This is a genomic window from Klebsiella pneumoniae (assembly GCF_000742135.1).
Taxonomy (GTDB): domain Bacteria; phylum Pseudomonadota; class Gammaproteobacteria; order Enterobacterales; family Enterobacteriaceae; genus Klebsiella; species Klebsiella pneumoniae.
The window spans coordinates 2308530-2322075 of the sequence record NZ_KN046818.1; the positions used below are offsets into that span (position 1 = coordinate 2308530).

General features: G+C 55.0%; 14 protein-coding genes. 2 read left to right on the forward strand and 12 right to left on the reverse strand.

The window, feature by feature from the left end:
- Positions 1-30: 30 nt before the first annotated feature.
- The 4 genes from DR88_RS14490 to DR88_RS14475 all read right to left on the reverse strand — a co-directional run bounded on the left by DR88_RS14490 (position 31) and on the right by DR88_RS14475 (position 4875).
- On the reverse strand, positions 31-1035 hold the full coding sequence (locus tag DR88_RS14490) for a fimbrial protein (RefSeq protein ID WP_004148373.1): 1005 nt from the start codon (positions 1033-1035) through the stop codon (positions 31-33).
- Positions 1023-3524, reverse strand: a complete 2502-nt coding sequence (locus tag DR88_RS14485) for a fimbria/pilus outer membrane usher protein (protein WP_004148374.1) — start codon at positions 3522-3524, stop codon at positions 1023-1025. Before DR88_RS14485 ends, DR88_RS14490 begins: the two co-directional genes overlap by 13 nt.
- A gap of 15 nt (positions 3525-3539) precedes the next feature.
- Positions 3540-4235: a fimbrial biogenesis chaperone gene (locus tag DR88_RS14480; protein WP_025861922.1), complete on the reverse strand. Its 696-nt coding sequence runs from the start codon at positions 4233-4235 to the stop codon at positions 3540-3542.
- A gap of 76 nt (positions 4236-4311) precedes the next feature.
- Complete coding sequence (locus tag DR88_RS14475; protein WP_004143457.1) at positions 4312-4875, reverse strand: fimbrial protein; 564 nt, start codon at positions 4873-4875, stop codon at positions 4312-4314.
- 443 nt (positions 4876-5318) lie between these two features.
- Here DR88_RS14475 and DR88_RS14470 point away from each other — a divergent pair, with 443 nt between their 5' ends.
- A complete protein-coding gene (locus tag DR88_RS14470; protein ID WP_004176193.1) occupies positions 5319-5606 on the forward strand; it encodes a YmdA family protein in 288 nt (95 codons plus the stop codon).
- Positions 5607-5832: 226 nt separating this feature from the next.
- Here the strand turns inward: DR88_RS14470 and map are convergent, their stop codons facing one another.
- The 3 genes from map to DR88_RS14455 all read right to left on the reverse strand — a co-directional run bounded on the left by map (position 5833) and on the right by DR88_RS14455 (position 7352).
- Complete coding sequence (map, locus tag DR88_RS14465) at positions 5833-6615, reverse strand: type I methionyl aminopeptidase (RefSeq protein WP_004179825.1); 783 nt, start codon at positions 6613-6615, stop codon at positions 5833-5835.
- Complete coding sequence (locus DR88_RS14460; RefSeq protein ID WP_002904808.1) at positions 6596-6814, reverse strand: ParD-like family protein; 219 nt, start codon at positions 6812-6814, stop codon at positions 6596-6598. Before DR88_RS14460 ends, map begins: the two co-directional genes overlap by 20 nt.
- A 289-nt stretch (positions 6815-7103) precedes the next feature.
- On the reverse strand, positions 7104-7352 hold the full coding sequence (locus tag DR88_RS14455) for a hypothetical protein (protein ID WP_002904810.1): 249 nt from the start codon (positions 7350-7352) through the stop codon (positions 7104-7106).
- A 296-nt stretch (positions 7353-7648) separates the two neighbouring features.
- Between DR88_RS14455 and DR88_RS14450 the strand changes: the two genes are divergently transcribed.
- On the forward strand, positions 7649-9304 hold the full coding sequence (locus DR88_RS14450; protein ID WP_004148379.1) for a putative bifunctional diguanylate cyclase/phosphodiesterase: 1656 nt from the start codon (positions 7649-7651) through the stop codon (positions 9302-9304).
- Positions 9305-9337: 33 nt separating this feature from the next.
- Here the strand turns inward: DR88_RS14450 and iroE are convergent, their stop codons facing one another.
- From iroE to DR88_RS14425, 5 genes are all read right to left on the reverse strand, one after another.
- Positions 9338-10273 carry a siderophore esterase IroE gene (gene iroE / locus DR88_RS14445; RefSeq protein ID WP_004148380.1) on the reverse strand — a complete coding sequence of 312 codons (936 nt, stop codon included), beginning with the start codon at positions 10271-10273 and terminating at the stop codon, positions 9338-9340.
- A gap of 187 nt (positions 10274-10460) precedes the next feature.
- A complete protein-coding gene (locus tag DR88_RS30675) occupies positions 10461-10601 on the reverse strand; it encodes a hypothetical protein (RefSeq protein ID WP_002904814.1) in 141 nt (46 codons plus the stop codon).
- Positions 10602-10625: 24 nt separating this feature from the next.
- Positions 10626-10865, reverse strand: coding sequence for a hypothetical protein (locus DR88_RS14435; protein ID WP_004179827.1), 240 nt, complete (start codon positions 10863-10865; stop codon positions 10626-10628).
- Positions 10866-11281: 416 nt separating this feature from the next.
- Entirely contained in the window at positions 11282-11725 is a 444-nt protein-coding gene (locus DR88_RS14430) for a PTS mannitol transporter subunit IIA (RefSeq protein WP_002904819.1), read from the reverse strand.
- Complete coding sequence (locus DR88_RS14425) at positions 11715-13160, reverse strand: sugar porter family MFS transporter (protein ID WP_004143440.1); 1446 nt, start codon at positions 13158-13160, stop codon at positions 11715-11717. The genes DR88_RS14430 and DR88_RS14425 overlap by 11 nt, the downstream gene beginning before the upstream one ends.
- Between the last annotated feature and the right edge of the window lie 386 nt (positions 13161-13546).

Consider the following 13546-nt stretch of genomic DNA (forward strand, 5'->3'; position numbering starts at 1 on the left):
CATCCGCTTCATCCGTCGGTTCGCCATCGCCTAGTCATAATGCAAGGTATAGGTCGCGACGGCCGACACCTGACCGGCGGTGATCCGGGAACGTGTCTGGTAGTAGCGGGCAGTGAGCGGCAGGGTAAACCGGCCCGCGCTCGCGCTGCCCAGCGTCATCTCATGATTCAGTACGACCGGCTGACGATGGTAAAGCAACTGCACGCCAATACCCTGCGCCCGATCGTCGGTGGCGTCATTGCGCAGAACGCCATGCCCCCGGGCGGAGAGGGGCTCCGCGCCGTCAACTCGCAGGAAAATCGTGACCGCGCTGTTGCAATCCAGCTGCAGCGCGAAAGGGGTGTCGCCGGTGGTTTTGCCGACGCCGCCGAAGTGGTCAAGCATCGCCGCAGGGAGCTTGATCAGGGCTGGCGTGGCGTCATTCACTGAACATCCCGCGGTGCTGATCCTGCCGGTTAAGTCTAACGCGGCCAGCGGGGTATGCTCCGCCATTAAAAAGCGCTCGCTGTGATACTCAAGCTCGCCCGGCGTCGCCGCGGGACCGGTTTTAATGAGCTCAATCGTCAGGCGGAAATAGCCCAGTTTCCACACCGCATCGGGCAAGGCGGCGGGATTGTCCACCCGTTGGCTAAACGGCGAGGGCGTCGGCCGGTCAGGAAAGCCGCCATAGCCGCCGATAGCGCGCAGCGATACGCGAACGCCAATGCCGGCGAGGTTAGTTTGATAAACCGTCGGTCGCGTCACTCCCCCGGACAGCAGACTGTCCAGCAGCAGCGGTGACAGCCCGTGCGGATCGTCCGCGCAGCGGATCCACTGTTCGCCGCCGTCGCTAAGGCGGTTCCAGGCGAAACTTTTATGATACAGCGGGGTGCCGGGTCTGGCGTCAGCCGGAACCGTGAACTGCCCCACGTTCAGCCGAAGGGGGGAGGCCTGGCCGCGGACAAACACTGGCGTACAGGCCCATCCGCTGGCGGCCGGTAACAGAATAAATAACAGCGTCATGGCGACCCGACGCAGGAGAGTTAAAAAGGACATGATAACGTCTGCTGTAAAATGAGTGGATGGGGGGGCTGCGCCAGCGTCGGGGTGAGATCGTAGCGGGCGCTACAGCGCTGCTGAGGGCCCGGCCCCCATTGCGCATAAAGGGTGCCTTTTGGCGCCAGGCCGGCCAGGTACACCTGACCCTCGCTGGCAACGATGCTGTTGGTGTCTTTGGCGCGTACTTCGCTGCCAAAGGGCAGCGGTTGTCCCCGCGACTGCAGCGTAAACAGCGCCTTATAGCCAACGTGGGTGTGAAAGCGCGCCAGAACCACCGCGTCTTTGGTAGGGACCAGCGTCGCGGTGCTGTTGGCCAGATCCACATTCTCCGGCAGCGAATGGCTGTCGAGAGAGACGTCGTTGCGGTGATAGGCGGTGGCGAAGGGCAGCACGGCGTACCCGTCACCATTGGTGGCGATGGTTTTCTGGTTGGCGAGGGTCACACCCCCGGCGCCACCGGCGTCAATCAGGACGACAGCGCCATTCATTTCCGGTGTAAAGACTACCCCGTGGCGGTGAATCAGAATGCCCCCGCTGGCGCCGTAGTTCAGACGAGCGGCCTGCGAATCGTGGCTGTAGCCGAGATTCAGATCGCCCCTTCCACTGCTGTACCCGGCCGTCAGGCTGCCGCTGGACCCGTTTTGCCGATCGCGGGTTTGGCTGACGGCGTAGCTAAGCGCGTGATTGTCCAGCAATGTGCCGTTGAGGCTGACCATCTGACTGCCAACGCTGTGGCGGGAGGAGGTCAGGGTATAGCCGGCATAGCTCCCCGGCAGCAGGTGGCTCAACGGCACGGAAAGTGACAACGTCACCACTTTGTCGGAATGCGGCTCGTCATCCTCCTCGTCACCGTGGCTACTGCGGGAGTCGCTGTAGCTGAGCGACCACGCGATACCGTGAACCTGGCTGCTGATCCCCATATTGGCGGTACGCTGTGAGGCGCCCCCTGACCAGTAGCTGTCCTGGTCGAGGCTCAGATAGAGGGTGATATCGTACGGCAGGCTCTGGCTGGCGGTGATTTGCAGGGTCGTTTTTTTGTTGTCGTTATCCCGCGAGTCGGCGTCGGGATCCGGGCTGGAATACGCCTCGCTCAGCGTGGCATAGCGCTGATGCGAATAACGCCAGCCGGTGAAAGTGAACTGCGTGCCAAGACGATCAAAACCTTTGCTGTACTGGAGCTGCCAGGCCCGGCCATCGATCGGATCCTGCTGGTGCCGGTCGCGGGCGTTTAACAGCTGCAGCGAGAGCGCCCCGGCTTCTCCCAACCCCTGTCCTGCGCCGAGCGAGAGGTTATGGTATTGCGCCGCGCTCTGCAGTCCGCCAAACAGCGTCAGGTTATGGGCGAACCCGCGCATCAGCGACAGCTGCATCATCAACGGCCGCTGGCTGGCATCGTCGCTATGGTAGCGCCCGGCGACCAGGTTGTATTTCAGGCTGCCTTCGCGCTGCATGCTGGTCACCGAAGCATACGGCTGGGTGAAGCGGCGGATTTCGCCATCCGACTCTTTGACGGCAACCTCAAGATTGCCGCTGCTGGCGGTGGGATAAAGATCGTCAATCACGAACGCGCCGGGGGTGACGTAGGTTTGATACAGCACGTAGCCATTTTGCCGAACCGTGACCTGGGCGTTGGTTCTGGCAATCCCGCGGATGGTCGGGGCAAAACCTTTCTGCGAGTCCGGGAGCATTGCATCGCTGGAGGCGAGGGATATTCCCTGAAACTGTACCGCGTCAAACACATCGCCCGACGTGAAGGTATCCCCGAGGGTCAGTTCACTCTGCCAGCGCGTCAGGTCGCGCTCAAGCCAGGCGCCGCTGGTCGTCCACTGGGGCTTATCATCGCTGTTGGCGGTCAGGCTATTGCTGGCGCGCAGGCGCCAGGCGCCGACGTTCACGCCGCTTTTCAACATCAGATAGTTATCGCGCTCGGTGCTGCCCTCGCGGGTACGCTGGCTGGCGCCTGAATAACGATAGTTACTCTGAAAGGCGCTAATACCTTCGTCCCACAGCGCAGAGGGAACATTATCCCTCGCCCGGTGCGTCATCAGCGCCTGAGGAATGGTCATTACCAGCCGCTGATGAGCAAAATCGAAATTGACCGTGCTGCCCGGCAGCAGCGCGTTGAGTTCGGGACATGAGCGGGACGTTGCGCCGGGCGCCTGGGACAGCACGGCCGGGTTAACTCCGGCCTGCAGCAGATCTTCCGGCTTAAGGCAGGGCGTGAGCTGTCCGCGATCGTTCTGGCGAAACGTGACGGTCTTACGGGCGTCCAGCGTGACGCCGTTGACCTGCCAGCTCACCGGATAGTCGCCTGGCGGCTGGCCCGCCTGCTGATTGAAGCGTTGCAGATCCACTGCCGGCAAATGGTCGTTTTTCTCCAGCAGATCCATATTAAAGGTCGCCTGGGCGTGCAAGAGCGCGCTCTGTCCGCCCAGCAGGATGGAGAGGCTGACGACGGTAACGGTATGAGCCGGGCCGTGGCGCATCGCGACATCAGACGCTTAGTGCGCCGAAACGGGGGCGCTAAACGTCTGCACAGCGCCAAAGTCATCCAGAATGCGCCAGCTCACCTCGCGGGCGCAGGCCTCGCCGGGGAGGGCATACTCTTCACGGCTGTGAGGAGCAATCACGCTGCGCTCAAGCGGCGTTTTCTGGTTCTGGCCCGCGCAGGTGAGCGTGGTGATAGTCACATAATAGGGGGAGGCATTCTCCGCCTGCAGGTGGTTGCCGCTGATCCGCCAGCGCAGGTGCTGCGCCGCGTCGAGCGCCGAGCCAGGGAGCCCTGCCGGGCGATAAATGAGCTTCAGTTGATTCTTAATAGCAAATTGCAGAATGTTCTCGCCAGCCGGCGCGGTATTGGCAGGGATCACTTTGATATTCAGGGTGAACAAACTTTCCCGATCGTTTGGCAGTTGCGCCGAGGTTAATAACACGCGCAGATCGTTGCTGTCTCCGGCATCCAGACGGAACAATGGCGGGGTGACGATAAACGGTGATTTATTATTATCAGCCAGATCGTCTACCCAGCTCTGAATAAGCACCGGATCGTGAGGATTGGTGTTTTTTACCGTGATGTCTGCCTCATGGCTTTGTTCATTATAAATGACACGTGTGCCGGCAATGGCAACCCCGGCGGCAGACGCCAGGAACGGGCAAAAGAGAAGGCTCAGGATAAAAGCCGCTTTATAACACTGCATAATTGAGGATCCGGTCACGAGGAAGAGAATAAGGGCAGGAGGACGCTGCCCTTGGAAAAGTGGCAATCATGACATTCTATTCGTACACAATATCAATATTGGCCGTGGCATTAATATTGCCGGCAGTGACATCCTGTGAGGAATCGCTCTTCAGATCGGCAATAAAGTTAAATGCAATATCACCGTTTTCGTCGGCTTGCGAAACCGCCGTTTTGCTCTGCTTGTCAAAGGTCAGCTGAGTGCCTTCCGTTGAGCCGTCAGGGGAAGAGAAGACTTCAATGCCCACCCCTTTGGCGGTATCCGCGGCGTCGGAGAGCGCCAGCACGGCGGCGCTGGTGCCGTTAGCGTTGGTGTCCGGAGTACCTTCCAGGCTGATACTGATGTTCTGCGCCAGTGGGCAACCGGTGAGGTTGATAGTGAACGGCGTTTCTGCGGTTTTCGCTTCATGGGATTTCAGCGCCGACATATCGACGTTGCCAAAATCGACATTAACATCGCCACCGTTATTGGCGATCTGGCAGGACTCGTTAATAATTTTACCGGTGAAATTCAGTGTACCCGCCGCGCGGGCGGTGGTCACAGTAGCCAGACTTAAGGCCAGCAGTGAACCAACAACCAGCAGGGTGCCTTTTTCTTTCATACTCAAACCTTATTAAATAATCACAAGTTAACAAAAGCATTTAACATTTTTAAAGCATGTTTTTTATTTCTGTTCACAAAAAACGGTAAGCATCGCTAATGTATATTACCGTCGGGGGCGGGATTATACGGAGAACATCGTAAAGGCCCATTGATAAGATGTGTTAAGCTGTAACATTATTTATTTTTTGGTGTAAGTATAATCTCATTAAATATTGAAAAGAGTCCCATACGTATAATGCATTATTTCCGGGAGATAACTGTTCTGAGCAAATTTTACGAAAAGTTGTTGTTATTCCCGGCAGTTGACCGGGTGGCCCGGAATAATCATTTACGCTGCCGCTATTTTGCAGTAGCGTGGAGTGACGGCAGGAAGCCGCAGGTTGTAGGGCACAGAAACGATGCTGTGCCGCGCAGTGTCACCCGTTATCAAGGAAGATTGCTATGTCTCCATTCCGTCTCGCTCTGCTATGTCTGTGCCTGGCGCCGCTGGCGTCGTCTGCTGCGCTTTCCGGCCAGGTTCATTTTTCAGGACGGGTCATCAATCCGGCCTGTGTTATCGCCCCCCGGCACGATCGTATCGATGTCTCGTGCCAGCACCATTCACCGGAACAGGTCGCCTTGACAAACAACCGTCCTCGCTACGCCATGCCGGACAATCGCGGTGAGGTCAGTATTCACTGGCGAAATGCGCAGCATAGTGAAGCGGATGTCATTATTCGCTATCGCTAAGGCAGGATAAAGGCAATGAAGAGTAAGCTGATGCAAGAAGGTAAAGGATAAACCGTTGTGCGGTTTATGCGCGCATCAGCCATAACCAGCGGGCAGGCGCGCGCGCAGAAATCATTCATGAAAACAATTATTGCCGCCGCCCGGCGGCAGAATCAGGTGTCGTCTGGCGCCCAAGCGAGCTCCGGGATCGGAAAGCGGCCCACCGTCATAGAGAAAGGGAAGCAACTCAGCGGATCCGCGACTGTTCATCGTCGCGTAACGTCAGCACCTCAAAACCGTTGGCGGTGACGGCCACGGTGTGCTCCCATTGCGCGGAGAGTTTTTTATCGCGGGTAACCACCGTCCAGCCATCTTTTTTGGTTTTGATACGGCTGTCGCCCTGGTTGACCATCGGCTCAATGGTGAACACCATGCCTTCCTGCAGCACGGCGCCTTCTCCGGGGCGGCCGTAATGCAGCACCTGCGGTTCCTCATGCATTTCCTGACCGACGCCGTGACCGCAATATTCTCTGACCACGCTATAGCCATGTTCCTCCACCCAGCGCTGAATAGCGTGGCCAATATCGCCCAGCGTCGCGCCAGGCTTCACCACCTCAATGCCTTTCCACATCGCTTCATAGGTAGTCTTTACCAGCCGGCGGGCCAGCGGGGAGACATCGCCTATCAGGTACATCTTACTGGAGTCGGCAATCATGCCCGCTTTCTCGAGGGTGATATCGACGTTAACAATCATCCCGGAGCGCAGATGTTCGGTCGCTTTGGGGATCCCGTGGCACACCACATCGTTAATGGAAGTGTTCAACACATAGGGAAAATCGTATTGCCCCTTGCTGGCCGGGCGGGCGTGCAGCTGGTTGACGATAAAATCTTCCACTCGATCGTTAATCGCCATCGTCGTTACGCCGGGAACGATAAAAGTATCCAGCATATCAAACACTGACGCCAGCAGCTGGCCGGCATGGCGCTGCCGGGCGAGTTCGTCGGCGGTTTTAATGATTATTGATGGCATTGATCACCTCCAGCAGACGGTCAGAGCCGGATTTCAGCATCAGCAGTTTGATCTGCTGGTGGTTAAGCTCAGGGTAGAGTTCGCTCATCATGCCCAGACGGATCCAGTATTCCGCCTGGGCATTGACGGAGCGGGACATGGCTTTGCTGGCATCACGAATATCATCGTGCAGCAGATCGGAGATTTTGACGATTCCCATAGATATATACCGTAATGATTCGTATATACATCGTATACAATCCAGCGCGGGATGTCCTTGGCATTTTGTGGCGTGGATGGCGAGCACCATGCAAAAAAGCCCGACCAGCGGGCTTATATTCAGCATTTTTTCGGGTTAAAAATTCGCGCTGTGCACCATGGCGAAAATTACCCATTAGATTATAGGTATGCAGAAAGAAAATAACATGATGGCGACGCATCAATATATTTTATGCAGGTGTTAATTTTGCGTATTAATATTCTCCCGTCAGGCCGGGAATCCGAAGGATTTACAGCGCGTCAGTGAGTTTATCCACCACCACTTTACCCGCATTATCGAACTGCGTAATGCGGAAACTGTCGCTCCAGGAGCGGCGGGTGGTGAAGCGGTCGAACAGGGATACCCGGCCTTTGCGCTGGCCATCTTTACTTAAAATAACCCATTCGGTCACCGAAGAATAATGCTGGCTATTGTCATGCCGACTCTGTTGTTCAACAAGCTGGTCTTCTTTTTCCACTTTTAAATAATCACGCAACATATTTAACCTCCATAGAAAGTATTATTAACATTACCCCTTTTATTTATTCTTTCAATCAAACTTTTTAATCAATAAAAGTAACTATTAGTGGGCGACCTAAGTGCAAAAATCGCGGGGAATATCACTCCTTCGGACGGCCTGGTCCACTACGCTTAACGAGAGCGTCCGCCGCGCCTACTGCGGTGTCCGGGTCAGAAAGAGGCCAACAAAAGGCCATATCCTTGTATTCTTAATAGGCGTAATTCTGCTATATCTAATGCGTTTTGCCACGACCAAGCCACAGAGAGCGCTGTACCATGAGTAACGATCACCTGACGGATATTGCCTATCGCCACTTTATTGAAAGCGTTAAAGATTATGCCATCTATATGCTGAGCGCCGACGGCACGGTCATTAGCTGGAATGAGGGCGCCCGCCGGGCAAAAGGGTACCTGAGCGACGAGATCATCGGTCGCTACTTCGGTCTCTTCTATAGCGAAGCTGAGCAACTATCCGGTGTACCCGCAAAAAACCTGGAAATCGCCCTGCGTAGCGGGCAGTTTGAAGGGGAAGGCTGGCGGTATCGCAAAGACGGGTCCCGATTCTGGGCGCATGTCATGATCGATACCATCCGCGATGAGCAGAACACCCTGCTGGGTTTTGCCAAAATTACCCGCGACATTAGTGAACAGAAGGCGATTAACGACCGCATCGCCTGGATGGCGCGCTACGATGCGTTAACCGGTTTACCCAATCGGGTGGAGTTTTTTGAACGGGTGGAGAAGCTGATCACTGGAAATGATGCCCGCCGCTTTGCCATTTTCACGATCGATTTAGACAAATTTAAAGAGATTAACGATCTGCAGGGACATCTGATTGGTGACCAGCTGCTGCAGCGCGTGGCGGGCGCCGTTCTCAAAACGCTGCAGAAGGAGGAGATGGTCGCCCGCTTCGGCGGCGATGAGTTTGTGGCCGTTAAACCTTTTTCCGATGAGGGGGAAGTGGATGCCTTTGCTGCGCGCCTGTGGCACTGCTTCAGCGGTAAGCAGACGTTTGCCGCGACGGAAGTGGTTCTCTCCGCCAGCATTGGCATCTCAGTCTACCCGGAGGACGGCACGGATATTAATACGATACTGAGCAATTCCGATCTGGCTATGTATCGGGCAAAAAGCAGCCTCGACCATAAGATTTGCTGGTATGAACGTGAAATGGATGACAAGACGCGGCAGCGCAATATGATGGCCGCCGATATCCGGCGCGGTATTCACGCCGGGGAGTTTTCGCTCCACTATCAGGCTATCCGCAACATCAAAGATCGTAGCATCACCGGTTACGAGGCGCTGCTGCGCTGGCAGCATCCGCAGCTGGGGACGATCCCACCGGACGTGTTTATTCCCATCGCCGAAGAGAGCGGCGCCATCGTGCCCTTAGGTTACTGGGTGCTCGAGCAGGTGTGTAACGAATCGCTGGAAAATGGTTTGAACAGAATAGTTTCGGTCAATATCTCTCCGGTGCAGTTGCGTCATCGTAGCTTTATCGAAAAAGTCCGCGAGATCCTGATGCGTACCGCCTACCCGGTCAGTCTGCTGGAGTTTGAGGTCACCGAAACGGCGTTTGTGATCAATAAACAGCTGGCGTTCAGCGTTCTGCATCATCTGCAAAAAATGGGGATCAGTATTGCGCTGGATGACTTTGGCACCGGTTACTCCTCCCTGAGCATGCTGCGCGATTTTCATTTCGACGTCATCAAACTCGACCGCAGCTTTATGACAGATGTGGAGAGCAACCCTCAGGTACGCTCATTCGTGCGAGCCATTATTTCGCTGGGCAATTCGATCAATACGCCGCTTATCGCCGAGGGGGTGGAAACGGCTGGACAACTGCAGATCCTCGAAGAGGAGGGATGTGACGAGATGCAGGGATTTCTGTTCGGCGAGCCGGTCGATATCAAACACCTGCCCGACCGGCGCTGATGCGCCCACCCTCCGCTGGTGGGCGTAAGGGCGTTACTGATGCGCAAGCGCTGCCTGTCCGGAAAGATGCAGCAGCGCCGAGCGCAGCGAGACCTCGAACATCTGACCGTGCGTCAGACCGGGGTAGCGCCAGAAGGCTACGGTCAACCCTTTACTGGCAAGCTGCTGTTGGGTTTGACGCAACACCTCAAGCGAGGCCTCGTGCCCGGACGGCTCTCCACGGGCTTTACCGTCACCCTCGAGTAGGTACAGCGATTTCCCGCGAAAGCGGACGGCATCAAGACTTTGGCTTGCCTGCAAAGGCGATTGCAGGGCCTGACCTAGCGACGGGCTGGCGGAATAGTAGATCCCGAACGGCGAAGCCTTCCTCCAAGCGTCGAGCACAAACAATCCGCCGTAGGAGTGGCCCCAGATAGCGCGCTGGTGGGGATCTATTTTCAGGTTAGCTTCCGTCTGGGGAACCATCGTTTCGGTCAGCAGCTGGCGAAAAACATCATTGCCGCCGGTTTTACGCGGCGGTAGCGCGGGTTTCCCGGCGCGAGGCTCATGCGTCTTTAGCGGTGGGGTGTAATCCCAGGCGCGGGCTGCGGTATCAAAGGGCAGCGCGGTCTGGTAGCCGATAGCGACGATCACCGGCGGGGAGCCGGCGAAGAGCTGCTGCAGAAACGCGTCGTCGAGTTTATCCATCACCGCGTTGCCATCCAACATATACAGTACCGGATAGCCGGCGGCGGGCGGGGCTTTGTCCGGCACTGCGGTCCATACCCGGTAGTGACGTTCGCCATCGGCAGAGTCATACTGGCGTTGCGTAAAGTGGTAAAACGCCGACCCTTTATCCGCAATGTTCGGCCCCAGCGGCTGAAGATCCGGCCGGGCAATACTGCCGCTGCTGTAGAAGAGTGCGCCAATCGCCAGCGTCAGCAGCCCGCTCGTACGACCTGTTGTGATGCTCCCTGAACTCAACTTCACCTCGTCTGTCCCCCTGTTTTGTTGCTTCTGGCGTTATTGTTGGGCTGACACGTTAGCACAGCTTTTATGATAATGGTTCTCATTTCTTTTTCTGGCGTTGCCACAAACTGTATGCTGGGGGAGCGGGTGACGGGATAAACGGAGATGACGAAGAGAAGGCCCCCTATAGGCGGTCATAAAAGAAAATTCAGGAACGATCGTGAAGGTGACTCAACAGTTTTTTGACCAGCGGAGTGAGCGCAATAAACAGCAGCGCAATAATTACGATCAGCAAGAGCGTCAGCCCTTTATGGTGGCTGATAAGCACCAACAGCATCGCCAGCGTCATGGTATGATCCTTTAATAAATGGCGTTAACCACCGCCAAGGTGAATAAAATTCAACAGAATGGTCATGACCACCCAGGCCAGCAGCAGATAGCGTCGTTTATCGCGTCGAGCTTCCAGCGCAGCAAAATAGTTAGCGCTGTACCAGGTCGATATGATAATAGCCAGCGTGATGATGACCTGCCAGATCGCCTCGCTGAAACCGGTGACGATGCTTATGCCACGAAAGCAGAGGACAATCGCAATACCGTTAAACGCATTACACATCAGCCATCCCCACAGACTTGCGGGTCGGCTAAATAAATATCCCAATCGTAAAACCAATGTCGTATTCACCCTGCTAAAATAATCGCGCTGTAAAATGCATTTTAACGATCGAACAGGTATTGATATAAATCAAAACTAATGGAATACCGCAGGAATCACTGGCGTACGGTGCTAACAGCGCGAGCAATAAACCTGAGGGTCAGTAGCCCTGAAGAATATTTAACTCATTGTTTTAATGGGGTTTTAGTTATGAGATGCCTGCGGTAACGTGCGTACTTCAAGCAAGTAGCAATACGTTGGTTGCTCTGGTTATTATTGCCATTGAGGTTATAACGGGGAGAATCAGATTATTCGCCATGTTTGCTGGGCGAGGGGTGAAAATCCGACCGGGGCCAGAGCTCCGGTCGGTGTCATACTTAATGGGGCAAGGCGTTATGCTGCAGAATTTTCAGGAAATCATGTTTGTCGGAGATTAATGACAGTGCGTTAGCGATCAGCTCATCGCTAAATATCGAGGCAATTTCCTTGAGTACGTCAATATGCTCTTTCTCTTTCGCGATCACGCCGATGGCAATAAACATTACATTGCTCCGATCCCAGATTACGCCATCAGGAAACTGATAGATCTCAATCCCGGTTTTAAGGATGATATCCGTCGCGGATTTCGGCAAATGCGGCAGGGTGATGCCATTGCCTAAAAAGGTCGAGACCTGATGTTCACGCTCCAGCAGAAAGTGGACACATTCCTGATTGACATAGCCTTTGGCTTTAAACTCCGCGCCGATCATGGCGATGACTTCCGCTTTATTACTGGCTTTGCAGCCAATATGCAGATTATCCAGCGTGATGTTATCGATCATAACCAACCTCCCTGGTGAGACGAGTGGATTTTTTATCTTCATGGTTTGCTGACAGCTCTGCTTCTAACTGCTCAAGCGATTTATTGGAGGTCTCGGGCAGGGCAAAGACCACGAAAAGAATGGCTAAATAGTTAATGGCGGCGAAGATAAAGAAGACCGGCCCAAGGCCCAGTTTTGCCTGCAGCAGCGGGAACAGATAGCTGACCACCGCGTTCATGATCCACATGAAAAATACCGAGATCCCCATCGACAGTCCGCGGAATTTCAGCGGGAACAGTTCGGCTAATACCACCCAGGTAATAAAGCCCATGGAGCCCTGCATCACGCCGACGAACAGCGCGCCCAGCAGCCAGATGGCGGTAGCTTTCAGGTCACCCACCAGGGTGTAATCGACAGCGGCGATAATCAGATGCAGGGTTGCCATAATGGCGAAACCGTAGATGATGATTGTCTTACGTTTGAAGCGGTCGACAAGGAACAGTACCCCGATCAGCATACCGCCCACGGAGAAAACACCGTTCAGCACGTTGCAGATCAGCGAAGTACGCTCTGAGAAACCGGCGGCACTCAGGATTTCCGTACCGTAATACATAATGACGTTAACGCCGGTGGTTTGCTGCAGTGCGGCCCAGGTAATGCCGACCAGCAAAATTTTGAGGATCCAGGGTGTTTTGACAATCGTCGCAAAGGTGCTCTGGGCGCTGTACTTATTACCAGCTTCAATTTTGATCAGGGTAGAGATGTCATCGTACTCCTTCTGCGCGCGTTCCGCCGGGCGGATTTGTTTGAGGATATGCAGCGCTTCATCATGACGATTTTTGCTGATCAGCCAGCGCGGGCTTTCCGGCGCGCGCCACATGCCAACGAACAGGCAGATGGCCGGAATCGCTTGTACCAGCAGCATATAGCGCCAGACGTCCGGCAGATGGCCCCAGATGATGCCAATGATCGCGTTGATGGCAAACGCCGCCAGCTGGCCAATGACGATGGCGACTTCATTCAGGCCGGTCAGCTTGCCGCGCATCTCGGTAGGCGCCACTTCTGAAATAAAAGTGGGGGCGGTGACCGAAGCGCCGCCGACGGCATAGCCCAGCAGGGCGCGCGCAATCAGCAGGGTAGTGATATCGGGGGCCGCGGCGGAAAGCAACGCGCCGATGAGAAAAACAAAGGAGAGAAAGAGTAAATATTTACGCCGGCCGAAGTAATCGGCAAATTTGCCGCCAAACACGCTGCCCAGCGCGGCGCCGACCAGCAGAACGCTCATTACCAGCCCTTCGGTGGTTGGGGTCAGCGCCATGTACTGCTTCAGTGAGGAAAAGGCGCCGTTGATAACGCCGGTGTCGTAACCGAAAAGCAGGCCGCCGAAGGTGGCCACTAAGGTGATCTGATGAAGTCGTTTTCTCTGTTGCTGGTTCAGGTTTGTTATAAATGACATGGTAGTCCCTTTATTTTGTTGAACGACACAAGATAAAAATACATCTCCCCAGTCAGGATTTATCACGCCTGTGTTGTCGTATCTAACTGAATTAAATGATTTTCTTCTTTGTGTAATTGCTCAGCACAAGGCAGGGTACGCTAAGCAATGGCGGTCAAAGAGGTTTACGGCTTGGTGTTGACATGGATGTAGTCGATATCCGTTCTCCTTTGCGGGTTAGCGGTCTTTAGTGCGTCAGTCGCGACGACATTTGCCGATGAACAGCGCTCTGGTGTGGCACGTTGCTGTCGCTCCGGCGATTTTACCGTGGTAAGAATATGGCACAAAGAAATGGAATGAACATGCAACAAGATCACATTATGAAAATTTAATTTCATATCAGTGTT

Excerpts from the sequence above, each read along its gene's own strand:
- DR88_RS14430 (WP_002904819.1), bottom strand. The coding sequence starts at position 11,725 with ATGATCGATAACATCACGCTGGATAATCTGCATATTGGCTGCAAAGCC.
- DR88_RS14450 (WP_004148379.1), top strand. The coding sequence starts at position 7,649 with ATGAGTAACGATCACCTGACGGATATTGCCTATCGCCACTTTATTGAA.
- map (WP_004179825.1), bottom strand. The coding sequence starts at position 6,615 with ATGCCATCAATAATCATTAAAACCGCCGACGAACTCGCCCGGCAGCGC.
- DR88_RS14485 (WP_004148374.1), bottom strand. The coding sequence starts at position 3,524 with ATGCGCCACGGCCCGGCTCATACCGTTACCGTCGTCAGCCTCTCCATC.
- DR88_RS14475 (WP_004143457.1), bottom strand. The coding sequence starts at position 4,875 with ATGAAAGAAAAAGGCACCCTGCTGGTTGTTGGTTCACTGCTGGCCTTA.
- DR88_RS14490 (WP_004148373.1), bottom strand. The coding sequence starts at position 1,035 with ATGTCCTTTTTAACTCTCCTGCGTCGGGTCGCCATGACGCTGTTATTT.
- DR88_RS14470 (WP_004176193.1), top strand. The coding sequence starts at position 5,319 with ATGTCTCCATTCCGTCTCGCTCTGCTATGTCTGTGCCTGGCGCCGCTG.
- DR88_RS14455 (WP_002904810.1), bottom strand. The coding sequence starts at position 7,352 with ATGTTGCGTGATTATTTAAAAGTGGAAAAAGAAGACCAGCTTGTTGAA.
- DR88_RS30675 (WP_002904814.1), bottom strand. The coding sequence starts at position 10,601 with ATGACGCTGGCGATGCTGTTGGTGCTTATCAGCCACCATAAAGGGCTG.
- DR88_RS14460 (WP_002904808.1), bottom strand. The coding sequence starts at position 6,814 with ATGGGAATCGTCAAAATCTCCGATCTGCTGCACGATGATATTCGTGAT.
- DR88_RS14425 (WP_004143440.1), bottom strand. The coding sequence starts at position 13,160 with ATGTCATTTATAACAAACCTGAACCAGCAACAGAGAAAACGACTTCAT.
- DR88_RS14435 (WP_004179827.1), bottom strand. The coding sequence starts at position 10,865 with ATGTGTAATGCGTTTAACGGTATTGCGATTGTCCTCTGCTTTCGTGGC.
- DR88_RS14480 (WP_025861922.1), bottom strand. The coding sequence starts at position 4,235 with ATGCAGTGTTATAAAGCGGCTTTTATCCTGAGCCTTCTCTTTTGCCCG.